Consider the following 26,958-nt stretch of genomic DNA (forward strand, 5'->3'; position numbering starts at 1 on the left):
CAGCGAAACTGGATCTGTCCCGGCCTAAGCGCCTGGCGCTTTTCTCAAGCCTATTCGACAGTTACCGATTTTGCCAGATTGCGCGGCTGATCGACATCCGTCCCCATGAAGACAGCGGTGTGATAGGCAATCAGTTGAACCGGCAACGCGTAAATGATCGGAGCCACGATGTCGGACATGTCCGGCAGGATCAGGGTGTTTTCCGCAGCTCCGCCACTCTCCTCCGCTCCCTTGGCATCAGTAATAAGAACAATCCGCCCGCCACGCGCGGCAACTTCCTGCATGTTGGAAACGGTTTTCTCGTAGATCGCGTCATAAGGGGCGATAACAAAGACCGGCATGTTCTCATCAATCAGCGCGATCGGGCCGTGTTTCAACTCGCCAGCGGCGTAGCCTTCCGCATGGATGTAGGAGAGTTCCTTCAGCTTCAAGGCGCCTTCCAGGGCCAATGGAAAGTTGGTTGAGCGCCCAAGATAGAGCGCATTGTTCGCTTTTGAGAGTGGCTGAGAGAGCTTCTCGATCTCAACTTCCGCTGCAAGGGCTTTCAACGCCAGGCTTGGAACCTCCGTGAGCTCCGAGACCAGTTCTTGCTCGCGCTCGGGCGACAGGACACCCCGCTCCCGCCCTGCCTGAAGGGCAAGGGCTGCCAGAACAGCAAGCTGGCATGTGAACGCCTTCGTCGACGCAACGCCTATCTCAGGCCCTGCAATGGTCGGAAAAACCATGTCCGCTTCACGCGCAATCGTGCTTTCCGGCACATTCACGACGGCTCCGATCGCCGCGCCGTTCACCTTGCAGTATCGCAGCGAGGCAAGCGTGTCCGCCGTCTCTCCCGATTGAGAGATGAACAGAGCCGCGTCCTTGTCACTGACGGGCGTTTCCCGATAGCGGAATTCGCTGGCAATATCGATTTCGACCGGCAGGCGGGCGTATTTTTCGAACCAGTATTTGGAAACAAGACCGGCCAGGTAAGCTGTGCCGCATGCTGAAACGATAAGCCGAGACAGATCACCAAACTTGAGCTTGTCCGCTCCGTCGACCTTCGCGGTCTTGCTGGCATAGTCGAAATATCGCGAAAGCGTATGGCCAAGCACTTCGGGCTGTTCATGGATTTCCTTCGCCATGAAGTGCTTGTAGTTGCCCTTGTCCATCAAACTGGACGTAACCGAGGACCTTGCTTCGGGACGCTCGACCGGCCGGTTCTCCTGGTCGAAGACTTTCACGCCAGAACGCGTCAGGACGGCCCAGTCACCTTCTTCCAGATAAGTGATCCGGTCCGTAAACGGCGACAGGGCGATGGCGTCGGAGCCGAAGAACATCTCACCCTCACCGTGACCGATGGCAAGCGGCGAGCCCTTGCGGGCGCCGATCATCAGGTCGTCTTCCCCGGCAAACAACATGGCAAGGGCAAAGGCCCCTTTCAGACGCGGCAACGTGGCAGCGACGGCCTCTTCAGGCGACATGCCTTTGTCCCGCGCAAGGTTGATCAGATGGGCCACCACTTCCGTGTCTGTATCGGTACTGAGAACGGATCCCTCTGAGACGACCTCGTCCCTGAGTTCGAGATAGTTCTCGATAATGCCGTTGTGAACGATGGCGACCGGTCCGGCCTGATGCGGATGGGCGTTGGAAACGGTCGGAGCCCCATGGGTCGCCCACCGCGTATGTCCGATGCCCGACGTTCCAGCAAGAGGAGCGCGATCGAGCGCAGCTTCCAGATTGCGCAGCTTGCCTTCTGCACGCCGGCGCACGAGTTCTGAACCAACGAGCGTCGCGACACCGGCGGAATCGTAACCCCGGTACTCGAGCCGCTTCAAAGAATCAACGATACGTGGAGCGGCTTCAGTCTTTCCCAAAATGCCAACAATTCCACACATGAAGATATCCTTCTTTGATCATCGAAAGGCCTCCTGCTTAGACGAGGCAGCCCTTCAAACTGAAATCAATACGTGTTTCAGAAAGTGTCAGAACAAGGTTTCTATGATGTTGACTAGGACTTGGCGTTCTTTTCGGCCTGCAACCTGTCCCGCAAGCGTGCAGCACGGCCTTCCTTGACCACCTGCCTGCTTCGGCCAAACGCCAGAGCATCCGTTTTCACGTCATCGGTAATCACGCTGCCGGCCGAAATGAAAACGCCATTCCCCAACCGAAGCGGCGCAACCAGAGTGGAATTTGACCCTATGAAACTGCCCGCGCCGATTTCGGTCCTGTGCTTGAGATATCCGTCGTAGTTGCAGGTGATCGTCCCGGCGCCGATATTGGACTTGGAGCCAACGCTGGCATCGCCGATATAGCTCAGATGGTTCGCCTTTGCGCCAGCTCCGAACGTCGCATTCTTCACTTCAACGAAGTTGCCGACCTTGGCATCGCTTCCCAGGACGGCACCGGGGCGCAATCGCGCATAGGGTCCGACCACGCAGCCTTTGCCAACCTGGGCGCCCTCAAGGTGACTGAATGAGCGGATCGTCGCTCCCGAAGACACTTTGACACCCTTTGCGAACACAACATTCTGCTCAACCGTGACACCGGGTTCCAGCACCGTGTCATGAGAGAAAAACACCGTGTGCGGTGCCAGCAAGGTGCAGCCATCCTCAAGCGCGGCAATGCGCATGCGCTCTTGAAAGTCTTCTTCGCAGGACGCGAGCTGAACACGCGTATTGATGCCTTGCGTTTCAACTTCAGACCCTTCGACCGCAACAACCTTCAGACCACGCTGGTTCGCGATTTCAACCGCATCGGTCAGGTAGAACTCACTCTTTGCATTGTCGTTGCCGATCGCTTCCATCAAAGACAGGGCCTGTTTGCCGGAAAATCCCATGATACCGGAATTGCAGAACGTCACGTTTCGTTCTTCATCCGTGGCATCCTTTTCCTCCCGGATCGCATTCAACCGGCCATTTTCGGTCAACAATCGTCCGTAGCCGAAGGGATTGTCTGTCTGAAAACCCAAGACGGCCAGATCGGCCCCCTGCTCCAGTTGTTGCCGAACCTTCAGGATCGTGTCCGGAGTGACCAGCGGTGTGTCGCCGAAAATCACGAGCACATCATCAGCTTCGATTTCCAGTGCCGGTCTGGCGGCAAGTGCGGCGTGTGCCGTCCCCAGCCTGTCTGCCTGAACATAGCATCTGGCCGTCGGGACAAGATCGTAGACCAGGGACTCAAGTGCCGGCATGTCCGGTCCGGTAACGACTGAAATTCGGTCAGAGCCCGCGTTTTGCAGGGCTTTCAGCACGTGTCCGACGAGAGGCAGACCTCCGATTTCGTGCAAAACCTTCGGCAGATCCGATTTCATGCGGGTTCCGAGGCCTGCAGCCAGGACAATTGAGAGGCAAGTACGAGCGGTCATGAAAAACCCATCTAGAGAATCGCGAGAGTGCATCCAAGGATCGGGACTTTATATGCCCCGATCCACAGAACATTGAAAGATCTGACCGGCAGAGCATTTCCGTTTTGGTTTCGTTAACCATAATGAGCGCCAGATGCGGTATCGTTGTTCAGATTCGCGGTCAGGATCCGGAAAAACGCCTTGCTTGAACCCCAGGCCAAAAAAACAAGTCGGGATATCGTCCGCGACACGTTCACACCACCGCGGGTCGGCCTGGTGTCCTGGGCGCTTGCCGCTATCTTCATGGGCACGATTGGGGTCGCGTCCTACCAATTCGGCACAAGCTCGCTTGGTTCAACTGATGCCGTGCAGCGCGATCCAACAGGTGTTGCTCTTCCGCTCGCAAGCGACGTTGAGACAACAGCTTCCGTCAATCAGCGGCAACCTGTTGCTGTTTTCAATGGCGCGCAACCGAACCTTCAGGCTTCCGGCGCACCACTTGAGAAAAGTCAGATTGAAGTTCTCCAACTCGAAGTCGTTGGTCTTCGACGCAGGTTGACCGCGCTGGCGGAGCAAAATCTTGCCTATTCCCGGCGCATAGCTGCGCTGGAAAAAGAAGTGGCCACGGCAAAACTGTCTGAAGCCAGCACACCCACCGACGTAGAAGATTTGGCGGCAAGACCTGCTGCGGAGCCCAGGCCAGGTGTGGTCATTACCACTCAAGCGCCTGAAACCATGGTTCGTCGACCCAAGGCGGATGTCGCCTCTCCGGAAAGCCCAAAGGAACCGGCTCCTGTAGCGGCCGTCGAGACCAGGCAAGCCCCCGAAAAAGACCCGCCCCGCAAGATCGCACTCACTCAGCCGACACTTACGCAGGACACACAGCCTGTGCAGGACATCGAAGAGCAGGGGCCGGTCCGGATCGTCACTCTGCCTCAACCTGACAGTGCACCAGTGACAACCGGTTCGATCCCCTCCGCCAGCGGACAATCCCTGCCGGACTTTGACGACACACCGACACGGTCGACCCTGACACCAACGGTCATTACTCCGTCGGTACCTGCCGGACAAATCCAAAACGGTGAAGACAGCCAGATCAAGCGCAGCGATTTCGGCGCCGTGATCGGACACTACCGGTCCCGCGCGGCAGCGGCAAAGGCCTGGGCGGATTTCAAGGAACAGAACGAGGAACGGATGCGCGATCTGCGCCCGCTTCTCATGGAGAGGCAGGTCCCTGATGGCGGGATTGCGCTTTTGGTCGGGCCGTTTGCCAATGCCGCGGATGCGGCCGTGGCGTGCCTTCATCTCCTCGATGTCACCGAGCTTTGCCGCCCGGCCCTGTTCGCTGGAGATCCGCTCGTCACAGCCGCCAGGTTCAGGGACACGGCGTTTTAGCGTTCGACGTGTTTGCCTTGCCGCCGGTCAACCGATCGTCTGAAATGCCGGGAAAGTCTCAAGGAGCCAGTAGGAAAACACGGCCATCTGTCCGGTCAGAAACAGGACGCCAGTCACGACAAGCATCCCGCCCATCGTCTTCTCAACGGTTCCCATGTGCTTGCGGAACCTTTTCATGAAGTTGAGGAAAGGGCCGGCAAACAGGGATGCGATGAGGAATGGAAGCCCCAGCCCAACAGCATAGGCGCTCAGCAACAACACTCCCTGCCCGACGGTATCCTTTGCTGCCGCGAAGCTCAGGATACCGGCCAGAACAGGACCGATACACGGTGTCCAGCCGAAGCCGAACGCAAGTCCCATCACGTAGGCTCCAAGTGGCCCTGCGGGCTTCCGTGTGACCTGGAAACGTGCTTCCCGGTAGAGCAGACCGATCCGGAACACACCCAGAAAATGCAGTCCCATGATAATGATGACCGCACCCGCGATATAGCCAAGAAAATCGAGGTATTGTCGGATTATCTGTCCCAGCAGACTGGCAGTTGCACCGAGCATGACGAATACGGTCGAAAACCCCAGCACGAACACGAGTGATGTGAGAAAGACCCGTCGGGCAGCCGCGCGGTTGTCGTCCCCGTCGTCCGCCAATTCCTCAAGCGAAACACCGGCCATGTAACCCAGATAAGGCGGCACGAGTGGCAGCACGCACGGAGAAAGAAAGGAAACGACTCCGGCCAGAACGGCAATAAGTATCGACGTCTCTTCGAGGATCATGTGTATTTCCGGTCTGCTTCAATATTAAGTCCGGTATAGACCGGTGAGCGTTCAGTGCATTGATTTAGCCCCAACATGGCCTTTCACAAAGACAAATGCCGCTCACCTTTTGGAGAGCGACACACCACGTCAGTTCGCGTCCGCGGGCAATAGACCTTTTGAACGGAAATACTGCAATGCGCCAGGATGTAGCGGGGCTGATGTGTCGGACGCAACGAGATCTTCAAGGTTCAGACGGCTGAGCGCCGGGTGCAGGGATTTGAAACTGTCGAAATTGTCGTGAACGGCGGCAACCAGAATGGCAACGATTTCGTCTGGCATTTTCACCGAAGTGACCACGGTTGCGACAACACCGAAAGAGTCCAACGGTTCCGAAAGCCCATAAAGGCCCTCAGGGATCGACGTTGCCATGTAATAAGGCGCGTCTTCGATGAAGCGCGTCACGTCCGAATTCTTTACACCGATCAGGCGAACGTCGCATTGGTCCTGGGTTTCCTCAATCAGTGCGGCAGGATGGCCAATCAATGCGAAATAGGCATCTATCTCACCAGAGCACAGCGCCTCGGCAAGCTCTGAGCTGCTTCTGTTGGAAAAGTTGGCGCGGTCGGCATCCGTCCAATCCAGGCTGCCGACAAGTGCATCCCAGGAGGCTGCGGAGCCGGAGCCTTCGCTCCCAGTGTTGATCCTGGCACCTTTCAGGTCATCGAAAGACTGAAAGTCGGATCCAGCTTTCACCACGATGGTCGCGACTTCCGAATGCAGCGAAAAAACAGACCTCAGGTCTTCAAACGGCCCCGTATCTTCAAAAACGGACGTGCCAAGATAAGCGTGATGCTGCCAATCGGATTGGGTAAAACCAAAATCGAGCTCACCGGAACGGATCTGCCCGATGTTCGAAATCGATCCGAGTGTTGATTCAACCGAACACCGCACACCGTGGTCGGCACGCTCTGTGTTCAAGATCTTGCAGGTTGCTCCACCGGATGGGTAGTAAACGCCCGTTACACCCGCCGTCCCGATCGTTATGAAGTGCTGGTCTTCTGCAAGCGCCGGCGCGCTGACGACAAGGCAAGCCACCGCAAGCAGCTTTGCTGACTTTCCGGCGCAGTTATGAGACATACGCGGTGTTGGCCATAAACGTCCGAAAAGCGCTTTTGTCCGATCGATCAAATGCATGGAAGGCACCTATTTTTGGTCCTTTGGACCGGCATTCAGCTGACGCAAGGCATAACAAAGCCGCCGGGGATTGACCAGTTAGCCACACCATTCGCACGTTGATAAGTAGCCTACATGGTCCAGGAATCAAAAAAGGCGCCGATGCGCCCTGTTCAACTAGTCTGATTTTTTGAAAATGCGCCGGCCTCCACCCCAGGCCGATTGCATTTTTGTTTCTAGTTTGACCGCCCTCCCCGGATCACTTCGAACAGCATTCCTTTCAGCTCTTCCTCCGGCTCGCCGTCCCTGAGGCCCTGGCGCCATTGGTCGATGATCAAACGCAGACCAAGTGTTTCGCGTGTATGCGGCAAGTCACCGACAAACGCAGCAAAAAATGCATCAAGCTGTTCGCGATCGATTACGCCCTGTTCGATAAGTCCGTGAATCAGCGTCATCGTCGCAGCGATGTGGCCTTTCACGAAGTCGAACTCAACGGAGTTCGTATGAGTATCTATTGTTGTTGTATGCATGTAACCTCTCTATAGGCCTATAAAGGTACATCACAAAACTATATTGCGCTACCTGACAGTTTTTGCAGGAGAATGATCATTATCTTCTTAATAGCGAATATTCTAAACAAAAGATTAGAGAAAAACCCGATGACCCTGTAGTTTATACTACCAATCGGTATTCATATTTCATTATTTTTACTCTCAATCGTATTCGCTGGCCCTGTCTTAAGGTTTTCCAAACGACTGAATTGCCGATATCTGTCATATTTCCGAGGCACTGTTGAAAAAATGAAATTTGCCTCTTGCAATGTCCTCTATGTCGGCATAAACACACGCCACCAACGCGATGGCACAAGGTTTTGACCGCCACGCTGCTCCGGAAATTGGTGAGAGCCGATAGCTCAGCTGGTAGAGCAACTGACTTTTAATCAGTAGGTCCAGGGTTCGAACCCCTGTCGGCTCACCATTACGGAAGCTTCCCCACAAAAATCGTGACGGTGTCCTGCGTTCCAGGATTCCAGCACCCGTTTTTGGCATGGACCAATCCGCGCACCCCCTCAGACGGCAAGCAGATTCCTCGCGACCTGCCAGAAGCAGGCACGTGGATTTGTTCGCTTGCGAATTTACGCCGTTCCAACGTGCGGGTAGGTTGCCGTGACAGGTGTCCGGGTCGCTCTTCGGAACTACGCGAACGAGCGCCCTTTTTTTTCAGTAAGGAACGGCAATGCAGAAAATCGACATACCGGAAGACCCGACACATATGGTGACGGCCATCGTTGCCTATGCAGGGATTGCAAAACGGCTTTATGTCGAACTTACCGAACGTGCTGAGGTATCCGGCACTGATCTTGAAGCCATCAAGTCTGATCTCGTCCGGGAAGCCAAGAAAGCCGTGCTCGACGGTGATTTCATGCGCGACGAAATCGGTGTTTATGAGACCATGTTCCACGCGATTGAAACCGTCTTCGAGCCCGTCGACTAAGCGGCTGCGTCGCTGGAAGATGATGATTTACGGGAATGATCGCGCTTTTGTGAACCAGAGAGCCCCTGTTCCGCGTATCAGCCATAACCGGTCAGAGGTGAGAAAATGTCCAGAATTGGTTCCGTACTTGGCATGTTTGTCGGCGCCGCAGCGCTGGTATCCACCGGCGCGAGCGATGGCGCGGCCAGCAACAACCTTCAAACCAATGCCCACGCGTTTGTCTTCGATCTTCCGGACGGAAGCGAACTTCCGCTCAAGCAGTTTGCCGGCAAGCCTGTCCTTGTCGTCAACACGGCAACTGAATGCGGTTTCAGCGGACAGTTCGCGGAGTTGCAGGAACTGCACGAAAGATATGCGGCACGGGGCTTGGTTGTTCTGGCGGTACCGTCAAACGATTTCGGCGGCCAGGAGCCGCGCAAGGACGGTGAAATTGCCGGCTATTGCGAAGCCAAATACGGAGCCCAGTTTCTGATGACCGCAAAAACCGGCGTGAAAGGAAAGAACGCCCATCCCTTTTATCGCTGGGCAAAAGACAGTCTCGGGCCGGTGGCGCGTCCCTACTGGAATTTTCACAAGTATATTGTCGGACCGGACGGTTCTATCGTTGCCTGGTTTTCAACGCCGACAAGCCCGACTTCGAACCGCATCATCAACGAGATTGAGAAGCAACTGGCAGGCATAAACTGAGGTTTAACCTTCAGAAATGCTTGTCACGAGGTTTCAAGGCTTGCCTGGCAATGGGCATGTCTTGCGAACCTGCGGCGCGCGAACTGTCCGTAGGCCCAAGACGTAACGCTGTAAATACCTGGTACACTCAACAGCCTGCCGAGTAGTGACCAGCCACGAAACTGCCTCCAGATAACCAGAAATGCATCGAGGCCGCTGTGTAGCGTCCCGTGTTCATCCCTGGTGCGAAGAAACAGCAGTGCATCTGCCTGCGTTAGCCCTGTGCCGTCAAGCAGCTGCGGCTCGTGCGCAATGTCATTCCAGAGAATGCTGCGCCTCGGCTTCAGCTTCTTGTAGTAGCCGATCTCCCGTGAGCAGAGCCCGCATTTGCCGTCGTAGAAAACTGTGATCAAGAGACACACCGCTTGTTGGCTGACCTGCGCTTGATACGAGTGTTGCGCCTGTGCGGATTGCTGCAAACACCGGACAAAAAACGGCCCGGCGAAAAAGACCGGGCCGTTTTGTGATCTTAAAGGCAGTAACTTCGGTCAGCCAGCGGGCGCGCTGCGGCTTACATTCCCTTCCCCGCCGAACATGCTTTTCACCTTTTCCCGAATGTACTGCAGGCAGACATAGAGGATCGGGATCATCAGGACACCGATAACGGTGGCGAACAGCATCCCGCCGAACACCGCGAAGCCGATTGCCTTCTGGCTGGCCGCGCCTGCACTCGAAGCTGTCATCAGCGGCACCACGCCTAGCAGGAAGGACAATGCCGTCATCATAACGGCCCGGAAACGCAGATGCGCGGCTTCCGTCGCGGCCTCCATGATGGGTTTGCCCGAATCGCGTTGCTCCATCGCAAATTCAACGATCAGGATGGCGTTTTTCGCCCCCATGCCGACAAGCATGATCATCCCGATCTGCGTATAGAGGTTCACGTCTCCCCCGGTCACGAACACCGCGACAAGCGCACCCATGATCGCGAAGGACACCGACATCAGGATGGCAACCGGCATGGTCCAGCTTTCGTACTGGGCCACCAGGAAGAGGTAAGTGAACAGGATCGACAACATCAGGATGAACATGACGATGCCGCCCGCGCCTTGCTGCTGTTGCGCCGTTCCGGTCCATTCGTAGGTGTATCCGGGCGGCAAGGCCTCCTGCGCGGCCGCCTCGACCTCATTGATGACGACGCCCGTGGACGCGCCAGGAGCCGGGTCCGCCATGACCGCAGCGGCCCGGAACATGTTGTAGCGTGTCAGGATCTGCGGTCCGAGGACGTTTTCGGTCGTCAGCACACTGCGCATGGGCACCATCGTGCCGTCCGTAGAGCGGACGTAAAGCCGGCCGATATCCTCGATCCTGTCACGATACTGACCCTCGGCCTGGACCATAACCTTGTAGACCCTGCCGAAGATGTTGAAGTCGTTGATATAGTAGGAGCCGAGATAGGCCTGAAGCGTTGTGAAAACGTCGGCCACGTTGATGCCAAGAGTTTTCGCCTTCTGGCGGTCGAGATCGACGAAGACCTGCGGAACATTCGCCCGGAACGTTGAATAAGCGCGCGCGATATCGGAACTCTGGTTGGCGGAATAGACCATCGAACCGACCGCGGACGCCAGATCCTGCGGCGTCCCGCCTCCGGTTTGCTGAAGCATCATCTGCACCCCGCCCGTCGTGCCGAGGCCCGGGATCGGTGGAGGGTTGAAGGCAATGATGTTGGCACCGGGTATCGTTGAGAAGTCCGCCCAGAACTTCGCGAGGATCGCATTGATACGCAAATTCGGTTCCTGACGGTCCTCCCAGTTACTCATGGTCGCGATCACCAGGGCCGCGTTTGAGGATGTTGCGCCATTCAGGATCGAGAAGCCGTTCACGATGACCACGTTCTCAACACCCGGCGTATTCTGGGTGAGTTCCACGACCCGGTCGGTTACGCTTTCGGTTCGCTCCAGAGCCGCTCCGTCGGGCAGCTGGACGTCGACCATAAGATAGCCCTGGTCCTCGGATGGCAGGAAGCCCTGCGGCAACGAACCGCCAAGCGTTATGATGACGGCAATCGCGCCGCCGACAACGATCAGCGCGACAAAGGCAACGCGCACAAGGCGCCGGATGATCGCGGTGTAACCGTCACGAACACCCGTAATGCCGCGGTCGAACAGTCCCATAATTCCCTTGGGTGGCCCGGACCTGGCTTTCAGGATGAGACCGCAAAGCGCAGGCGAGAGGGTCAGTGCGTTGATCGACGAGATCACAACGGATACGGAAATCGTGACCGCGAATTGCGAGTAAAGCCGTCCGGTAATGCCGGGCATGAAGATTGTCGGCACAAACACGGCCAGAAGCACAAGCGTTGTCGCGATAACCGGGCTTGTGATTTGCTCCATTGCCTTGGCGGTCGCCTCTTTGGGCGGAAGGCCCTCCTCCGCAATGATGCGCTCAACGTTTTCCACGACGACAATCGCATCATCAACGACGATGCCGATAGCAAGCACCAGCGCGAACAGCGAGATCGTATTGAGCGACATTCCAAGGGCAAGAAGAACTGCGAAGGTACCGATCAGCGAAACCGGGATGGCCACCGTTGGAATAATCGTCGCACGCCAATTGCCGAGGAAAATGAACACCACGGAAACGACGAGGAGGAAGGTCAGGAACAGGGTCGCAATTACGTCATCCAGCGATGCCTGAACAAAGTCGGTTGTGTTGAACGGAACGGCGTATTCCATGTCGTCCGGAAATGCCTGCGACAGGCTCTCAAGCCGGGCAAGAACATCAGCAGATACCTGCAGAGCATTCGCGCCGGGTGCCTGATAGATCGCCAGAACGGTTGATGGCTGGCCGTTAAATTCACCCGATGCGTTGTAGAACTGCGCACCCAGTTCCACGCGCGCCACGTCACCGATTGTGACGACGGCACCGTCATCTCCGGTTCTAAGGACGATTTCCTCAAACTCTTCCGGTGTTGCAAGGCGGCCCTTGGCCTTGATCGTATACTGGAACTGCTGACCGTCCGGCACCGGCGGCGCACCGATCTGCCCGGCCGCAACCTGAATATTCTGATCGCGAACGGCGGCGATGAAATCGCTCGGTGTCATGCCAAGGCTTGTCAGCCTGTCTGGATCCAGCCAGATACGCATGCCATAGGCGAAATCCGTCATAACGTCAGCGCGGCCGACCCCCTGGACGCGGGCCAGCGCGTCTTTCAGGTTGATCGAGGCGTAGTTGGACAGAAACACCTCATCATAGGTGCCGTTTGGAGAGAAAAGCGTAATCACCAGCAACATATTCGTGCTGGCCTTTTGAACGGTCACACCATTCGCCGTCACTTCGCTCGGAAGCTGACTTGTCGCCTGGGACACACGGTTCTGGGTGTTCACCGTCGCAATATCAGGGTCTGTTCCAACCGCAAATGTCACGTTCAGGGAATAGTTGCCGCTGTCGTTGCTGGTCGACTGCATGTAGATCATGTCGTCGACGCCGTTGACCTGCCCCTCGATCGGGGCAGCAACCGTTTCTTCCAGAACCTCGGCGTTTGCGCCCGTATAGGTCGCCGAAACATTTACGACCGGAGGCGTGATGTCCGGAAACTGCTCAACCGGCAGCGAAACATATCCGAGAATACCGGCGATTGTAATAACAATGGAAATCACCAGCGCAAATTTGGGCCGGTAGATAAAAAAGCGAGAAAACATTTAGCTCTGCTCCGCCGGCTGAGAAGCTAGAACGGGGTCGACCTCAACGCCGGGCCGCACCTTCTGCAGACCTTCGGTGATCACTTCGTCGCCCTCGGCCAAGCCATTTGTCACGACGAAATTCGTGCCCACCTGCTGTCCGAGCTCAACGTATTTCTGTTCAACCTTCTTGTCCGACGTTATTGCCAGAGCAAAGGCCCCCTGCTGATCCCGCTGGATCGCGGCCTGAGGAACAACAAGTGCTGTTTCTGTTTCAGGGGCTTCCAGCAGCACGGTGACATAAGTCCCGGCCAGGAGGCGCACGTCTTTGTTCTCAAACTGGCCCCGGAACGAAATCGTGCCGGTCGTCGCATCGATCTCGTTGTCGATGTAGACGATTTTGCCCTTCTCGCCGTAGGAATCGCCGTTCGGCAATATCAGCGAAATCGAAGGCGCCTCTTCGGGCGAAAGATCAGCCGGGCTGATGTTATGGGTCTGAACGGCGTTCAGATACTGCGCTTCACTGACGGAAAAGTTCACATAAACCGGCGCCAGACGGATCAGCTTGGCCAGCGCGTTCGTGTTCGGCCCGACAAGCTCACCTACGCTATAGGCGCTTTTGCCGATCTGCCCGGGAAACGGCGCTGAAATATCGGTATAGCTGAGATTGAGTTCTGCCTGCTGCAATGCCGATTGTGCAGCCTCGACCGATGCGTCCGCCTGCTGCATTTGCGCAAGAGTTGCCTCATAGGCGGCTTCTGACACGTGACCTTTTTCGAGAAGGTCCTTGTCGCGTTTCTCGTCGGCTGCCTTGAGGGCGGCATCGGCTTTTGCACTGGCAAGGTCGGCTTTCGCCTTGGTCAGCTGCGCCTCGTATTCCGCCTTTTCGATGGTGAACAGCAAATCATCCTGCTTGACGAAAGAGCCGTCCGGGACGGCCTTGTCTTCCAGGAATCCGCTGACACGAGCCACAAGGTCGACCTGGTCTACCGCGGCGATCTGCCCGACGAAGGTCTCGCTTTGCCGGACGTCCTCTGAAGTCACCTTGGCGACCGTGACCGACGGAGGCGGAGCTGCGGGGGCCTGGGACTGCTGAGAATCGTCCGAACAGGCAGCAAGCAGACCGGCTGCCATCACGGCAAGGACTGTGCGGCTGGGAAAAGAGGCAAAACGCTGAAAGGTCATTCGAGAACTCCGCAGTCGGACCGGTGGGTCGAGCGCATAATTGGAGTTCACTATAAAAGGACGGATTGATTCAACAAGCGAATTTTGTTGGTGCCGGTCGTCGGCCGTCAAACAAATTTACGCCGCGTTTTCAATCCGGATAGCCGCCTCCAGCCATTTGAGGGCAAAAAGACAGATCCGAAAATAATCAAACGCCGGCCGGTGACAGAATCACAGTCAGACCAAACAATTGGTTCCCGGGAATGACCTTGCGCTCGTCGAGCTTCGTGGATGTGAATTCTATTGCCGCTATCAGCGGGACAGGTCCTTGTATTGCGTCAGCAGCACTGTCACCGAGCAGTGCCCGGTAGGCGTCGGGATTGAGCACCGCGATCTTGCCCCGTGGTGTCAGCACCTCAAGTCCGAGGCTGGTCGCTCGCATCTCCCGTTGGCCGGTGAACCCGCCCAGAAATTCATGATGATCGGAAGGATCGGCCGCCAGCATGTAGACAGTTTTGACGTCCTGCGCGCCGTTTTCGTGAGTCTGGAAAGCCGGTTTCCAGAAATTCTCTGGAAATTTGTTGTGGCAGGTGAAGTAGCCAATTTCCGGACCGATGGGATCCTGGAGAATGGTCAGGTCGAAGGCGACCTGCGCCGTTGTTCCGTCCGGCAGATGGGCAACCCGCTCAAAGGAAAACGGATCATAGAGTGAAAGGCCGGCTGCTTCATAATCCTGCCGGTCCGAACCAGCGTCATGGCTCTCCAGAACCAGCATGCTGGCCCCTTCCCGCCGCTCCAGAAAATCGCGGTTAAACGCTCCGAAGGAAAATGCCCTGCCTGAAAGATCGGGAATCAGTTCGGGTTCAGCAATGCTCAGCAACTCGATAAAGAAACCTTCGACCTGAACCAGGCGGTTGGCCGTGCCCCAAGGATGCCGGTTCTCGGGCGTCACGGTGAAACCTGCGTTTTGGTATGCGTGCCCTGCGGCCTCAAGATCCTTTACCGCAACAACGAGATGGTCGAGGCCGCGCACCATGTCTTTTCCTTTCGACGAGAATGATGACGTCAAACCAGCCGGCTTTGCTGCAAGGCGGCTCCGATGAAGGACGCAAACAGCGGATGCGGTTCGAACGGGCGGGACTTGAGCTCGGGGTGATACTGAACCCCGATAAACCAGGGATGTTCCTCGATCTCCACAGTCTCGGGCAGCACGCCATCCGGCGATGTTCCGGCAAAGATCAGACCGCAATCTTCCAGTTGCTGCCGGTAGCCGATATTGACCTCATACCGGTGCCGGTGGCGCTCAGACACGCTCGTGGTTCCGTAAATGTCGGCAATCCGGGAGCCCTGCTTCAAGGCCGCCGGATAGGCTCCGAGGCGCATGGTACCACCCAAATCGCCATCTTCGTTTCGGACTTCCTTCTCGTTCCCCTTGGTCCATTCGGTCATCAGTCCGACAACCGGATCCTTGGCAGGCCCGAATTCCGTCGAATTCGCGTCCGCAATCCCGGCGAGATTGCGGGCTGCTTCCAAAACGGCCATCTGCATTCCGAAACAGATCCCGAAGTAAGGTATCATGCGCGTCCTGGCGAAATGCGCCGCAGCGATCTTGCCTTCCGCACCGCGCTCGCCAAAGCCACCGGGAACCAGAATCCCGTGCACGCCTTCAAGATAGGGGCCGGGATCTTCCTTCTCGAAGATCTCCGATTCGATCCATTCAATGTTGACCTTGACCCTGTTGGCGATTCCGCCGTGGACAAGCGCCTCGATCAACGATTTGTAGGCGTCCTTGAGCACTGTGTACTTGCCGACAATCGCGATCTTCACCTCACCTTCCGGATTGGCAACAGCTTCCGAAATCCCTTCCCAGCGGTCGAGAACCGGCGCCGGCGCGCCCTTCAGACCGAATGCGGCCAGAACCTCATCATCCAGACCTTCCTTGTGGTAGGCGATCGGCACATCATAGATTGATTTCACGTCATATGCCGGGATAACGGCGCTCTCGCGCACGTTACAGAACAAGGAGAGTTTCCGTTTTTCCGTCTCCGGTATCGGGCGGTCGCACCGAATCATCAGGATATCCGGCTGAATCCCGATGGAACGCAGTTCCTTGACCGAGTGCTGGGTCGGCTTCGTCTTCATTTCACCAGCGCTCGGAATGTAGGGCATCAAGGTCAGATGCACATAAACCACGTCGCCACGGGGCAAATCGTTGCCGAGCTGGCGAATAGCTTCAAAGAACGGCAGTCCTTCAATATCGCCGACCGTTCCGCCAATTTCCACGAGAACGAAGTCGTAGCCCTCGTTTCCGGTCAGAACGAAATTCTTGATCGCATCGGTCACATGGGGAATGACCTGAACGGTACCACCCAGGTAGTCGCCGCGGCGTTCCTTTGCGATGATGTTCTGATAAATCCGGCCGGTCGTGATGTTGTCCTGCTGGTTCGCAGGCCGTCCGGTGAAGCGTTCATAGTGGCCGAGGTCAAGGTCCGTCTCAGCCCCGTCGTCGGTCACAAAACACTCGCCATGCTGATACGGGCTCATCGTGCCCGGATCGACATTCAAATACGGATCGAGCTTCCGAAGCCGAACCTTGTAGCCGCGTGCCTGAAGCAACGCGCCCAAAGCTGCTGAAGCAAGACCTTTTCCAAGCGAGGAAACCACGCCGCCAGTGATGAAAATATATCGCGCCATGGACCAATACCATATCCTTGCCGAGAGCCGTTTGGCCACTCGGGAGTTGCGTTCTTAACACATAAAAATGCCCTGCGAATTTGGCCGCAGGGCATCTGTCAGATGATTGGGCGGGAGTTCCGCCGGAGCCGCTTTACTGTGCGGCCGGGACCTGGGGTCCGGAGGGCTCCTGACCCTGTTGGCGAAGCGAATCAAGAATTCCGCCTGATCCGCCTTCCGTTCCGCTGTCGGAAGCTGCCGGGGCATCGCCACTGGCAGGCGCAACAGCGTCAAGGACTGATGCCGGGCTGTCTTCGTTCTTTGCGATAAGGCTTAGTGTCAGCGACGTCGCAAAGAACGCGACGGCGAGCACGGCCGTAGCGCGGGTCAGGATGTTGGCCGTACCGCGGCTGGACATAAGGCCACCCCCGCCGCCACCGCCACCGATGCCGAGCGCGCCGCCTTCGGATCGCTGCAGGAGGACAACAAGTACCAGGGCCAATACGACCATCAGGTGGATAACGATGACTACGGTTTCCATCGAACGCCATTCTGTATTGAATTCAAAGATTGGCGGCCTTCTACACCAGACGCCGCAAGCTTTCCACCCTTCAATTGAGGCTTTACCTCACAAGCTTCAAGGGCTGCACACTCAAGAATAGGCGGCAAGGATCCCCAGAAAGTCGTCAGACTTGAGACTGGCGCCGCCGACAAGGGCACCATTCACGTTCGCAACAGCCATAAGTTCGCTGGCATTTGCCGGTTTGACCGAGCCGCCGTAGAGCAGTTTCATGGCGCCGCCAGCTGTGCCAAACCGGCTTTCCAGGTTGTCCCGCATGGCCTTGTGCATCTCTTCGACATCCTGGGCGGTCGGTGTCAATCCGGTGCCGATTGCCCAGACCGGTTCATAGGCAATTACGGTGTTGTTCGCCGTCGCTCCGTCCGGAACGGAACCGTTGAGCTGGCGTTCAACGACCTCAACGGCTTTCCCTGCCTTGCGTTCGCTTTCCGTTTCCCCGACGCAAATGATCGCGACCAGACCGGCACGCCAGGCAGCTTGTGCCTTTGCGTTGACGTCCGCATCCGTCTCGCCGTGGTTCGTCCGGCGTTCTGAATGTCCGACGATCACCGCCGTCGCCCCGGCGTCCTTGAGCATTTCGGCTGATGTGTCACCTGTATGCGCGCCGGAGGCTTCCGCATGACAATCCTGTCCGCCGACCGAGAGCGCACCGCTTCCGGCAATCTCCGATAGGGATGCCACCAGCGTCGCAGGGGCACAAATCATAGTGTCCACGCTCTCGGACAAATCGTCCGTCAAGCCAGCCAGCATTTTGTGGAATTCGGCCTGGCTCGACTTAAGCCCATTCATTTTCCAGTTTCCGGCCACAAGCGGCTTGATCTTGACGTTCATTGTCGTTCGTCTCCCCTGGATCGTTGCTCATTTGGGCGCTTATAGAACAGATGCGGGAGATTGTTGCAATCGTCCCGTTCCAGACAGAGCTGTTTCTGTCTTTAAGTTTATATTTCACCGCCTTGCAGCGGCGGCCCCACCTCATTATGATCCGCCCGCTCCGTTCCAGGGTATGGACCTGTAGTACGGCTGCTGGAAAGACAAGAAATACGGGAGACGTCATGCTTGACGCGCTGCGCAAGGGCGCTGGCACCTGGGTTGCCAAATTGTTTATCGCGTTGTTGATTTTTAGTTTCGCCATCTGGGGCGTAACCGACTTTCTGACCGGTTTCGGTCAGAATACGGCTGCCAAGGTCGGCGACACGGAAGTCTCTCTTTTGGACTTCGACCGTACCTATCGACAAGACCTCAACAACTTGTCGCAACAGCTCGGCCGCGTGTTCACGCGCGAAGAAGGCAACCAGCTCGGCATCCCGCAACAGGCGCTCGGACGATTGATCGCAGAAGCCGCTCTGAACAACACGGCAACGGATATGCAACTGAGCCTGTCCGATCAGCGTCTAGCGGAAATCATTCAGTCCGATCCCGCCTTCAGAGGCCTTAACGGGCGCTATGACCGCTCCAGACTGGATCAGATCCTGCGGGCCAACGGCTATCAGGAAGACGAATATGTCGTGCAACGCCGTCAGGTTGCCGAAAGAAGCCAGCTTGTTGAAGGAATTGCGGGCAACCTGCGTGCACCGAACACTTATCTGGAAGTGCTCGCCGCTTACCAGAACGAAACCAGAAGCGCGGATTACCTGCTTATTACCGCTGACACGATCGGCGATATCGAGGATCCCGACGCAAACGCGCTGAATGCCTATTATGAAGAAAACAAGGCTGAGTTCAGAGCGCCTGAGTATCGGGAAATCAAGCTGCTTCAGCTGACCTCCGAAACGCTTGCCCGGCCCGAAGATGTGGTTGAGGCCGACGCCCGCGCGGAGTACGAACTTCGGGCGGACGACTACTTTCAGACGGAACGCCGCAAGGTTCGTCAGATGTCGTTTCCTTCACAGGAAGCTGCTGAAGAGGCCGCAGCGGAGTTGGCGGGCGGAAAAACCTTCGATGACCTTATGGGTGAGCGCAATCTGAGCGACAATGACGTGACGCTCGGTGTGATGGCAAAGGCCGATTTCCTTGACGAAACGCTGGGCGACGCAGCCTTCTCACTGGCTGCAGGTACTTCAAGCGGCGCCGTTGAGGGCCGGTTCTCGACCGTCATCCTGAATGTCGAGGAAGTTCTGCCCGAAGCCACACGGCCTTTCGAGGAGGTCAAGGACGAAATTGTCGAAAACCTGGCACGGGAACAGGCTGAGCGCGAAATTCTCGACCTCCTGGATGAGATAGAAGACGCTCGCGCCGGCGGTGCATTGCTGGACGAGGTATCCGAACGCTTCTCACTTGAGATTGAAACCCCGCAAGCGTTTGACCAGACGGGCAAGTCGGAAACCGGTAGCGATGTCACCCTGCCCGATGCTGATGGTCTTGTTGCCGGGACCTTCGACAGCGACGTCGGCATCGAGAACGATGTCATTCAACTCGGTGATCAGGGGTTCATTTGGTACGAAGTGGCGAAAGTCATTCCCACCAGGGAACGTGCGCTTGACGAAGTCCGGGATGATGTTGTTACCGCCTGGAAAGCAGACGAACTGACAAGGCGCCTTGACGAAACCGCTGCCAGTTTTCTGGAAAGGATGAACAACGGAACACCGCTGCTCGCGCTCGCCGCTGAAGGAGAGTTGGAAGTCCAGACAGCAGAAGGACTTGTTCGCAATACACCGTCCGGCAACCTCGGCCAGGATGCGATTTCCGAAGTGTTCAACGGCCCTGTCGGGACGAATGCCGCCACGGGCTCCGCAGACGGTAGCGGCCGGATCGTCTTGAAGGTGACTGATGCATCTGTGCCTGCTTTCGATTCCGCAGATCCTTCGATGGCTCAGTTGGCCACCCAGTTGTCGCAGCAAATGCGCGATTCTCTTGTTGGCCAGTTCATCACCGACAGGGAGAACCAGGCCGGAGTTGTGATCAACCAGGCAGGCGTTGCCCAGATAATCGGCCTGACACAACACTGATCTGAAACGTGTGGATTTAAAATGACGGCCTTCAAGGACATCATTGCCAAAGTCGCCGATGGCGGCGCGTTGAACCCGGAGGAAGCCCGGCAGGCCTTTGAGGTCATTTTGTCCGGATCGGCGACACCCTCGCAGCTGGGCGGTTTTCTGATGGCGCTGCGCGTTCGCGGTGAAAGCATTGCCGAAGTCACCGGCGCGGTCGAAACAATGCGATCAAAAATGCTGACCGTCGACGCACCCGGCGATGCGATCGACATTGTCGGGACAGGTGGCGACAATTCCGGCAGTTATAACATTTCGACCTGCACGGCGATCGTCGTCGCAAGTTGCGGCGTGCCGGTCGCAAAACACGGCAACAGGTCCCTGTCGTCAAAATCCGGAGCCGCCGAGGCGCTTTCCGAACTCGGCGTCAACATCGATATTGCGCCGGAAGTGATCACCGCCTGCATCGAAAAGGCCGGCATTGGTTTCATGTTCGCGCCGCTTCACCATGCCGCGATGAAGCATGTCGGCCCAACCCGGATGGAGCTCGGCACCCGAACGATCTTCAATCTGCTCGGCCCCCTGTCGAATCCGGCGGGCGTCAAACGGCAAATGGTCGGTGTTTTTGCGAAGAAGTGGCTGGAGCCGGTTGCCCATTCCCTGAAAGAACTCGGTTCCCAGCAGGCCTGGATCGTGCATGGATCCGATGGGATGGACGAAATCACGACAACGGGCCCGAGCTATGTGTGCGAGCTCAAGAACGGGGAGATCCGCTCTTTTGAAATCGCACCTGAAGACGCAGGCCTTCCGATTGCCAAGGCAGAAGATCTGAAAGGCGGACTTCCGGCTGAAAACGCGAAAGCTTTGCGTGATGTGCTCGCCGGTACCCGGAACGCCTACCGCGACATCGTGTTGTTCAACTCAGCAGCGTCGCTTGTCGTTGCCGGCAAGGTTTCCAACCTTGCGGATGGCGTTGAATTGGCGGCGGCACATATCGATAACGGCTCGGCGGCAGATACGCTTGAGCGCTTGGTCGCGGCATCGAACGGATAGCATCATGTCTGACATCCTGAAGAAAATTGAAGCCTACAAGCGCGATGAGATCGAAGCTGCAAAATCCAGCGTGACGCTGGATGACCTGAAAGCGAAAATCACGGACGTAAGTAAGCCGCGCGGCTTCCGGAAAGCCATCGAGTCCAAACAAGCAAGCGGCGAATACGCCCTGATTGCCGAAATCAAGAAGGCGAGCCCTTCCAAAGGCCTCATCCGCGCCGATTTCAACCCGCCGGAGCTTGCCGAGGCTTACGAAAGCGGTGGCGCTGCCTGCCTTTCGGTTTTGACCGACACGCCGTCATTCCAGGGCCGCCCCGAGTTTCTCACAAAGGCTCGCGACGCTGTCTCCCTGCCGGCCCTGCGCAAGGACTTCCTCTATGACCCGTACCAGGTCTACGAAGCGCGCGCATGGGGTGGTGACTGCATCCTTATCATCCTGGCTGCCGTAGACGACGATACGGCAATGGCGTTGGAAGAAACCGCATTCGGTCTCGGGATGGACGTCCTGCTGGAAGTTCACAATTTTGAAGAACTGGAACGAGCTCTCAAACTGACCTCCCCCCTCCTCGGCATCAACAACCGCAACCTGAAGACATTCGAGACGAAGCTCGAAACCAGCGAGGAACTCGCGCCCCAGGTGCCGGCTGAGCGAATTGTCGTTGGCGAATCCGGACTGTTTACCCCGCAGGACCTTGAGCGCATGAGCAAGGTTGGCATTTCCACCTTCCTGATCGGCGAGAGCCTTATGCGCCAGGAGGATGTTGCCTCAGCGACCAGAACGTTGCTCACGCGCCCTGCTCTTTCTCAAGCGGTTTAAGGCGTCATGTCTGACCAGGGCACGAAACTCACACATCTGGACGAGGCGGGCGCGGCCAATATGGTCGACGTGTCCGAAAAGGAAGTCACGAACCGGATTGCCGTCGCGCGCGGCACAGTTACCATGCGTGCAGAAACCCTAGAGCTCATCCTGTCGGGCAATGCCAAGAAAGGCGACGTCATCGGCACTGCCAGGGTTGCCGGGATACTCGCGGCCAAAAAAACCCATGAGCTCATCCCGCTTTGCCATCCGCTGATGCTCTCAAAGGTGACGGTCGACATCGAGGCGGACGAAACGCTGCCCGGTCTCGTCGTAACCGCAACCACCAAGGTGAGCGGTCAGACCGGCGTTGAAATGGAAGCTCTGACGGCCTGTTCACTCACTTGCTTGACAATCTATGACATGGCCAAAGCCGTGGATCGCGGCATGGTGATCGGCGACATCCGCCTGGTGGAAAAAGCCGGAGGCAAGTCCGGTCACTGGACGCTTGAAAAAGACGGCAGCGAGGGCGGCACCTGATGAGCTTGATGCCGGTTGCCGAGGCGCTCGAAAAACTTCTGTCCGGAGTGAGCCAGCTTGAGAGCGAACGGGTCACACTGGACAAGGCCAATGGCCGGTACCTCTCAGAAAATCTGGTCTCCAAACGAACGCAGCCCCCATTTGCCGCTTCGGCCATGGATGGGTATGCGATCAGGCATGAAGACCTGATCGACGGTCCGGCAATACTTGAGGTTATCGGCGAAGCGCCAGCCGGTCATGGGTTTGACGGCAACGTTGGCGCTGGGCAGACCGTCCGGATCTTCACAGGAGCTCCGGTACCTGCCGGTGCGGACACAATTCTCATTCAGGAAAATGCGTCGAGAGACGGCGACCGGATCTCGGTCCTTGAACCGCCTGCAAAGGGCGCGTTTGTCCGCCCCGCCGGCCTGGATTTTCGCCAGGATGAAATCCTTCTCGCACCACCTCTTCGCCTTGCCTACCGCCATCTGGCACTTGCCGCAGCAATGAACCATCCGGACATGCCTGTGGTCAGACGGCCCAAGGTTGCGATCCTTGCCACCGGTGATGAACTGGTGCGCCCCGGCGTCGAGCCGGGACCTGATCAGATCATCGCCTCCAACCACGCAGGCATTGCTGCGATGGTGGAGGATTGCGGCGGCGCCCCGCTCGATCTCGGCATCGCGCGCGACGACCCGATCGAGCTGGCCAATCACGCGCGCAGGGCCATCACTGAAAACGCAGATATTCTCGTCACGCTCGGTGGCGCGTCGGTCGGTGATCATGATCTCGTGCAGGGTGTGCTGGGTCAGGAGGGCATGGATCTCGCCTTCTGGCGCATCGCGATGCGCCCAGGCAAACCTCTCATGGCCGGCAGGCTTGGCAAGACACGGGTCCTTGGGCTGCCGGGAAACCCGGTTTCAAGCCTTGTCTGCGGTCTCTTGTTTCTGAAACCGCTCATCCGAAAAATGCTCGGCGAAGAAACTGAAGCCACGTCATCGAGGCAGGCAATTCTCGGCGCTGATCTTGAGGAAAATGATCGCCGGCAGGACTATGTGCGTGCAACGCTGGAAGAGGACGCCACAGGGCGCCTCATTGCAACGCCGTACCAGAAACAGGACAGCTCCATGCTTGCCCTTCTCGCCAGATCGGGCGCACTGATCATCCGCCCGCCCCACGCACCCGCCCAAAAGGCAGGCTCAACGGTCCAGATACTCGTTCTTTGACGTCTTTGATCGAAAACCGACAGAACACCCTGCACTCGAAAACACGCAGGGCGCTGAAATGGCTTATCTTTCCCGCATCGCGTGGGCGATCTGGTCCGTAACCGGCTTTACCAGATAGCTCAGAATTGTCCGGTCGCCTGTTTGCAGGAACGTCTCAACCGGCATGCCTGGCACCAGTGTCTGTGAACCGAGTTTCTGCAATTCCTCATCGTCAATGACGAGCTTGGCGACGTAGTAGCTCATACCGCTTCGCTCGTCTTCCGTGAGATCCGCGGAAACCGTCAGCAGCTTTGCAGTCAACTCAGGCGTTGTTCGTTGATCGAAACTGGGAAACCGGACCCGCGCTTCCTGTCCGGGGGCCAACTGGTCGATGTCGACCGGTTGAACCTGCGCTTCCACAATCAGCTGGTCTTCACGCGGCACGATTTGCATGACCGTTTCGCCGGGCGCGATAACGCCGCCAATCGTGTGAACCGACAACTGGTGCACAAAGCCGTTGCGCGGCGCGAGAATTTCCACACGTGTCAATTCGTCTTCGGCCGCAATCTTTTGTTCCTCCAGCTGTGCAATGCGCGACCGCGCTTCCTGCAACTGCTCGAGGACCTCGGCGCGATAGGATTCTTCGATCTGAAGGATCTGGATCTGGCGTTCGCTGATAGCTTCCTTCGTGCGCGCAATCTGAGCAATCAGGTCGCCATACTCACCCTGAAGCCGCGCCTTTTCACGCCGCAAGGCCGTCACCCGGCTTTTCGGGGTGAGATTCTTTTCAAGGAGTTTTTCCAGATCGACAAGTTCTTCCGCGATCAGTTCAATTTCGATGTCCTTGGCGGTCACCTGGGCTTCCAACCCTTGCGTTTGCTGGTTGAACTGCCTGATCTGTTCTTCAAGCTGGTTTTTGCGTCCTTCCTTGGAATTCTGACGCGCCTCAAGAAGCAATTGCTGGCCGCGCTCGATGTCGCCGAGAGACTCTATTCTGTCCGCAGGCCAGTCGATCGTCTGGATATCGTCACGTTCGGATTCCAATCGCAACTCCTGCGCCGTCAATTCTCTCAATTGCTTGGTAATGACGGCGAGGTTCGCGCGTGTGACGGTGTCGTCGAGACTGATCAACAGATCGCCCGATTCGACAAGATCTCCATCCTTCACCTTGATGTCGCGCACAATACCGCCTTCGCGGTGCTGGACCTGCTTGATGTTGCTCTCGACAACGACCGTCCCCGACGAAACAACGGCGCCGGAGATTTCCATGAACGTTGCCCAGCCCCCAATTCCGAAGACCACAAACACAGTCACCAGAGACGCGAAGTAGAGATGGCCGCGCACGGTTTTGCTCAGCTCATCATCTGCCGAATTTGCAGGGGCCTTATCCATGTCCTTGTTCACTTTTGTCATCGGGCTGCTCCTGCTCCCTGGCGCATAGGCTGAACCGGCTGAACAACCTGTTTCAAAACTTCCTCCTTAGGCCCAAAGCCTGCCAACTTGCCGTCTTTGAGGCACAGGATCTTGTCAACCGTCGCAATCGCGCTCGGCCGGTGCGCGATCACCACGACGATCGATCCCTTCTGGCGCATGGCCTTGATCGCGTTTGTGAGGGCGTTTTCACCAATCGCATCCAGATTTGAATTCGGCTCATCAAGCACCACCAGGAACGGATTGTCATAGAGCGATCTGGCAAGCGCAAGACGTTGCCGCTGCCCGGCAGACAAGGACCGGCCACTCCGTCCGATCACCGTGTTGTAGCCTTCCGGAAGACCAACGATCATATCGTGGACATCGGCCAGCTTGGCCGCTTCAATGATCTTTTCCGGCGCCGCGTCTTCGCGGAACCGTGCGATGTTTTCCGCAATGGTTCCATCGAAAAGCTGCAAATCCTGCGGCAGGTACCCGATGAACTCACCGCGCTTTGCACTTTCCCACTGACTGAGCTCTGCACCGTCGAAACGGATCACGCCCTTCAAGGTCGGTGTAACGCCGACAAGTGCGCGCGCGAAGGTTGATTTTCCAGATCCGGAAGGACCGATAATGCCAAGTCCGTCACCGGCCTCCAGCTCCAGGGAAACGTTTTGCACATAAGGCATTGCTTCCCCGAAGGGCCCGCAGAAGACCTGCTCCACCGAGATGCTTTTTGTCGGCGCTGGCAGATCCATTTTCGCGTCTTCAGATTCCGACACCTGCAGAACTTCGCGCAATCGGCGCAGCGCCTGACGACTGGCAACAAAACCGCGCCACTGCGCGACGGCTTGTTCAATCGGCGCAAGCGCACGCGAAGTCATGATCGACGCGGCAATCATCACACCGGGGGAAATCTCCTGCTTGATCGCAAGCCACGCACCGACACCCAAAATGGCTGATTGAAGGATGAACCTGATTGTCTTGATGGCCGTCCCGAAAATCCCGGTCCTGTCGGATGCCCGCCGCTGTGTTGCAAGATACTCAAGGTTCTGTGCATCCCATCTTGCAGTCAGCGTTTCCTGCATGCCCATCGCAGCAACAACTTCAGAATTCCTCTGCCCGCTTTCCACAGCGGCCGAGCGCCTGCCTGACTGACCGGCAGCATCTTCGGTCGGCTCGCGAGACATGACTTCGTTAAGTGCAATCAGCACTGAAATGATGATCGCCCCGGCCAGGCCGACAAAGCCCAGGAGCGGATGGAACAAAAACACGATGCCGAGGTAAAGCGGTAACCACGGAATATCAAAGATAGCCGCAGGCCCCGGCCCGGAAAGAAACTGCCGGATCGTGTCAAGATCCTGCACCGGACGCAGTCGCGAAGCCTGACGTCCCAATCGGACCGGAAGGCTGTTTGAAACCTTGTAGACTATCCCGGACAATCTGGCGTCCACACGTTGCCCTAGCCGTGACAATATCCGGCCGCGCACACCTTCCAGAATGCCGTAGAAAACGTAAAGCACCATCGCCAGGGAACCGATTACCACAAGGGTCGGCACCGATCCGCTGGCAAGAACGCGGTCATAAACCTGAAGCATGAAGACCGGACCGGTCAGCATCAGGATGTTGATTACAAAACTGACGACGGCAACGCCCCAGAATGCCGACCGGATCGGCTTGAATGCAGTGGACACGGGATTGTCCCTGCCGCTATTCGCCTTCGCGGTGCGTTGTTTTGGTCCAGCCATTTATGCCTCTATCCCACCTTTGCCTTCGGCACTTTGCAACGTGCTCTTCAAGAAGGCCGAATTAATCCGAACTATGTGTCTATAAATAGATTTATCGTGGACACGGTTTCCGGCTGTTTCCTTTTCCCACATCCGGCGCTCACTATAACGATCTCGTCTGCGCCGAACTGTGCCGTACGTCATAACATTCCGCTTTCCGGACATTGCCCCATTCAGAAAAAATACGACTACAGAATTTTCCGGATCACAAAAAGCAAGAAGCCCGGCTTATAACAAGCCGGACTTTCGATTTTGCAGTAAAAATAGAGAAGATTGTTCGAACCTACCCAGCTGCTTTGACGGCGCGTTTGGCCATGACGGTGACGAGGTTTGCGCGGTAGGCGGCCGATCCGTGGATATC

At 57.0% G+C, this 26,958-nt stretch carries 22 protein-coding genes and 1 tRNA gene; 9 read left to right on the plus strand and 14 right to left on the minus strand.

Going from position 1 to position 26,958, the window contains the following annotated elements; all coding sequences use genetic code 11:
- Positions 1-50 precede the first annotated feature (50 nt).
- Together glmS and glmU are read right to left on the minus strand one after the other, a co-directional pair.
- Positions 51-1,877 (minus strand): glutamine--fructose-6-phosphate transaminase (isomerizing), encoded by a 1,827-nt coding sequence (gene glmS, locus RBB47_RS22585; protein WP_305988150.1) that lies wholly within the window; start codon positions 1,875-1,877, stop codon positions 51-53.
- 113 nt (positions 1,878-1,990) lie between these two features.
- Positions 1,991-3,346 (minus strand): bifunctional UDP-N-acetylglucosamine diphosphorylase/glucosamine-1-phosphate N-acetyltransferase GlmU, encoded by a 1,356-nt coding sequence (glmU, locus tag RBB47_RS22590; RefSeq protein WP_305988151.1) that lies wholly within the window; start codon positions 3,344-3,346, stop codon positions 1,991-1,993.
- Between the two features lie 180 nt (positions 3,347-3,526).
- Between glmU and RBB47_RS22595 the strand changes: the two genes are divergently transcribed.
- Complete coding sequence (locus RBB47_RS22595; protein ID WP_305988152.1) at positions 3,527-4,720, plus strand: hypothetical protein; 1,194 nt, start codon at positions 3,527-3,529, stop codon at positions 4,718-4,720.
- Positions 4,721-4,747: 27 nt separating this feature from the next.
- Here RBB47_RS22595 and RBB47_RS22600 read toward each other — a convergent pair whose 3' ends face one another.
- From RBB47_RS22600 to RBB47_RS22610, 3 genes are all read right to left on the minus strand, one after another.
- Positions 4,748-5,491: a cytochrome c biogenesis CcdA family protein gene (locus RBB47_RS22600; protein ID WP_371932837.1), complete on the minus strand. Its 744-nt coding sequence runs from the start codon at positions 5,489-5,491 to the stop codon at positions 4,748-4,750.
- A gap of 129 nt (positions 5,492-5,620) precedes the next feature.
- Positions 5,621-6,667: a TAXI family TRAP transporter solute-binding subunit gene (locus RBB47_RS22605; protein WP_305988153.1), complete on the minus strand. Its 1,047-nt coding sequence runs from the start codon at positions 6,665-6,667 to the stop codon at positions 5,621-5,623.
- Positions 6,668-6,882: 215 nt separating this feature from the next.
- The gene (locus RBB47_RS22610) at positions 6,883-7,176 is read right to left on the minus strand and encodes a hypothetical protein (RefSeq protein WP_305988154.1); all 294 of its coding nucleotides are present in this window, start codon (positions 7,174-7,176) and stop codon (positions 6,883-6,885) included.
- Positions 7,177-7,548: 372 nt separating this feature from the next.
- Here RBB47_RS22610 and RBB47_RS22615 point away from each other — a divergent pair.
- The 3 genes from RBB47_RS22615 (at position 7,549) to RBB47_RS22625 (ending at position 8,827) form a co-directional block, all read left to right on the plus strand.
- A tRNA-Lys gene (locus RBB47_RS22615) sits at positions 7,549-7,624 on the plus strand.
- A gap of 258 nt (positions 7,625-7,882) precedes the next feature.
- Positions 7,883-8,140, plus strand: a complete 258-nt coding sequence (locus RBB47_RS22620; RefSeq protein ID WP_305988155.1) for a hypothetical protein — start codon at positions 7,883-7,885, stop codon at positions 8,138-8,140.
- 105 nt (positions 8,141-8,245) lie between these two features.
- On the plus strand, positions 8,246-8,827 hold the full coding sequence (locus RBB47_RS22625; protein ID WP_305988156.1) for a glutathione peroxidase: 582 nt from the start codon (positions 8,246-8,248) through the stop codon (positions 8,825-8,827).
- Positions 8,828-8,850: 23 nt separating this feature from the next.
- On the opposite strand, the gene RBB47_RS22630 is transcribed toward RBB47_RS22625, so the two are convergent.
- From RBB47_RS22630 to tpiA, 7 genes are all read right to left on the minus strand, one after another.
- Positions 8,851-9,228, minus strand: coding sequence for a thiol-disulfide oxidoreductase DCC family protein (locus RBB47_RS22630; RefSeq protein ID WP_305988157.1), 378 nt, complete (start codon positions 9,226-9,228; stop codon positions 8,851-8,853).
- A 126-nt stretch (positions 9,229-9,354) separates the two neighbouring features.
- The gene (locus tag RBB47_RS22635) at positions 9,355-12,504 is read right to left on the minus strand and encodes an efflux RND transporter permease subunit (protein WP_305988158.1); all 3,150 of its coding nucleotides are present in this window, start codon (positions 12,502-12,504) and stop codon (positions 9,355-9,357) included.
- Entirely contained in the window at positions 12,505-13,668 is a 1,164-nt protein-coding gene (locus RBB47_RS22640) for an efflux RND transporter periplasmic adaptor subunit (protein ID WP_305988159.1), read from the minus strand.
- A gap of 187 nt (positions 13,669-13,855) precedes the next feature.
- Complete coding sequence (locus RBB47_RS22645) at positions 13,856-14,683, minus strand: VOC family protein (protein WP_305988160.1); 828 nt, start codon at positions 14,681-14,683, stop codon at positions 13,856-13,858.
- 29 nt (positions 14,684-14,712) lie between these two features.
- Entirely contained in the window at positions 14,713-16,341 is a 1,629-nt protein-coding gene (locus RBB47_RS22650; RefSeq protein WP_305988161.1) for a CTP synthase, read from the minus strand.
- Positions 16,342-16,474: 133 nt separating this feature from the next.
- On the minus strand, positions 16,475-16,861 hold the full coding sequence (gene secG / locus RBB47_RS22655; RefSeq protein ID WP_305988162.1) for a preprotein translocase subunit SecG: 387 nt from the start codon (positions 16,859-16,861) through the stop codon (positions 16,475-16,477).
- A gap of 111 nt (positions 16,862-16,972) precedes the next feature.
- Complete coding sequence (tpiA, locus tag RBB47_RS22660) at positions 16,973-17,731, minus strand: triose-phosphate isomerase (protein ID WP_305988163.1); 759 nt, start codon at positions 17,729-17,731, stop codon at positions 16,973-16,975.
- Positions 17,732-17,952: 221 nt separating this feature from the next.
- Here tpiA and RBB47_RS22665 point away from each other — a divergent pair, with 221 nt between their 5' ends.
- Genes RBB47_RS22665 through glp form a run of 5 tightly spaced genes read left to right on the plus strand, consistent with a single transcriptional unit; the run spans position 17,953 to position 23,421 of the window.
- Positions 17,953-19,845, plus strand: coding sequence for a peptidylprolyl isomerase (locus RBB47_RS22665; protein WP_305988164.1), 1,893 nt, complete (start codon positions 17,953-17,955; stop codon positions 19,843-19,845).
- A 21-nt stretch (positions 19,846-19,866) separates the two neighbouring features.
- Positions 19,867-20,880, plus strand: coding sequence for an anthranilate phosphoribosyltransferase (gene trpD / locus RBB47_RS22670; RefSeq protein ID WP_305988165.1), 1,014 nt, complete (start codon positions 19,867-19,869; stop codon positions 20,878-20,880).
- 1 nt (position 20,881) lies between these two features.
- On the plus strand, positions 20,882-21,697 hold the full coding sequence (trpC, locus tag RBB47_RS22675; RefSeq protein ID WP_305988178.1) for an indole-3-glycerol phosphate synthase TrpC: 816 nt from the start codon (positions 20,882-20,884) through the stop codon (positions 21,695-21,697).
- Between the two features lie 6 nt (positions 21,698-21,703).
- Entirely contained in the window at positions 21,704-22,216 is a 513-nt protein-coding gene (gene moaC, locus RBB47_RS22680; protein ID WP_305988166.1) for a cyclic pyranopterin monophosphate synthase MoaC, read from the plus strand.
- Entirely contained in the window at positions 22,216-23,421 is a 1,206-nt protein-coding gene (gene glp, locus RBB47_RS22685) for a gephyrin-like molybdotransferase Glp (protein ID WP_305988167.1), read from the plus strand. The genes moaC and glp overlap by 1 nt, the downstream gene beginning before the upstream one ends.
- Positions 23,422-23,484: 63 nt before the next feature.
- Here glp and RBB47_RS22690 read toward each other — a convergent pair whose 3' ends face one another.
- The gene (locus tag RBB47_RS22690) at positions 23,485-24,813 is read right to left on the minus strand and encodes an HlyD family type I secretion periplasmic adaptor subunit (RefSeq protein WP_305988168.1); all 1,329 of its coding nucleotides are present in this window, start codon (positions 24,811-24,813) and stop codon (positions 23,485-23,487) included.
- Positions 24,810-26,504: a type I secretion system permease/ATPase gene (locus RBB47_RS22695; RefSeq protein ID WP_371932838.1), complete on the minus strand. Its 1,695-nt coding sequence runs from the start codon at positions 26,502-26,504 to the stop codon at positions 24,810-24,812. Before RBB47_RS22695 ends, RBB47_RS22690 begins: the two co-directional genes overlap by 4 nt.
- Positions 26,505-26,958: the final 454 nt, after the last annotated feature.

Origin of the sequence: Roseibium sp. MMSF_3544 (assembly GCF_030732845.1) — a bacterium.
Lineage (GTDB): Bacteria > Pseudomonadota > Alphaproteobacteria > Rhizobiales > Stappiaceae > Roseibium.

Coding starts and splice junctions, on each gene's coding strand:
- RBB47_RS22640 (WP_305988159.1), bottom strand. CDS start 13,668: ATGACCTTTCAGCGTTTTGCCTCTTTTCCCAGCCGCACAGTCCTTGCC.
- tpiA (WP_305988163.1), bottom strand. CDS start 17,731: ATGAACGTCAAGATCAAGCCGCTTGTGGCCGGAAACTGGAAAATGAAT.
- RBB47_RS22665 (WP_305988164.1), top strand. CDS start 17,953: ATGCTTGACGCGCTGCGCAAGGGCGCTGGCACCTGGGTTGCCAAATTG.
- RBB47_RS22605 (WP_305988153.1), bottom strand. CDS start 6,667: ATGCATTTGATCGATCGGACAAAAGCGCTTTTCGGACGTTTATGGCCA.
- RBB47_RS22650 (WP_305988161.1), bottom strand. CDS start 16,341: ATGGCGCGATATATTTTCATCACTGGCGGCGTGGTTTCCTCGCTTGGA.
- secG (WP_305988162.1), bottom strand. CDS start 16,861: ATGGAAACCGTAGTCATCGTTATCCACCTGATGGTCGTATTGGCCCTG.
- RBB47_RS22600 (WP_371932837.1), bottom strand. CDS start 5,491: ATGATCCTCGAAGAGACGTCGATACTTATTGCCGTTCTGGCCGGAGTC.
- glmU (WP_305988151.1), bottom strand. CDS start 3,346: ATGACCGCTCGTACTTGCCTCTCAATTGTCCTGGCTGCAGGCCTCGGA.
- trpD (WP_305988165.1), top strand. CDS start 19,867: ATGACGGCCTTCAAGGACATCATTGCCAAAGTCGCCGATGGCGGCGCG.
- RBB47_RS22625 (WP_305988156.1), top strand. CDS start 8,246: ATGTCCAGAATTGGTTCCGTACTTGGCATGTTTGTCGGCGCCGCAGCG.
- RBB47_RS22690 (WP_305988168.1), bottom strand. CDS start 24,813: ATGACAAAAGTGAACAAGGACATGGATAAGGCCCCTGCAAATTCGGCA.
- moaC (WP_305988166.1), top strand. CDS start 21,704: ATGTCTGACCAGGGCACGAAACTCACACATCTGGACGAGGCGGGCGCG.
- glmS (WP_305988150.1), bottom strand. CDS start 1,877: ATGTGTGGAATTGTTGGCATTTTGGGAAAGACTGAAGCCGCTCCACGT.
- RBB47_RS22635 (WP_305988158.1), bottom strand. CDS start 12,504: ATGTTTTCTCGCTTTTTTATCTACCGGCCCAAATTTGCGCTGGTGATT.
- RBB47_RS22610 (WP_305988154.1), bottom strand. CDS start 7,176: ATGCATACAACAACAATAGATACTCATACGAACTCCGTTGAGTTCGAC.
- glp (WP_305988167.1), top strand. CDS start 22,216: ATGAGCTTGATGCCGGTTGCCGAGGCGCTCGAAAAACTTCTGTCCGGA.
- RBB47_RS22645 (WP_305988160.1), bottom strand. CDS start 14,683: ATGGTGCGCGGCCTCGACCATCTCGTTGTTGCGGTAAAGGATCTTGAG.
- RBB47_RS22620 (WP_305988155.1), top strand. CDS start 7,883: ATGCAGAAAATCGACATACCGGAAGACCCGACACATATGGTGACGGCC.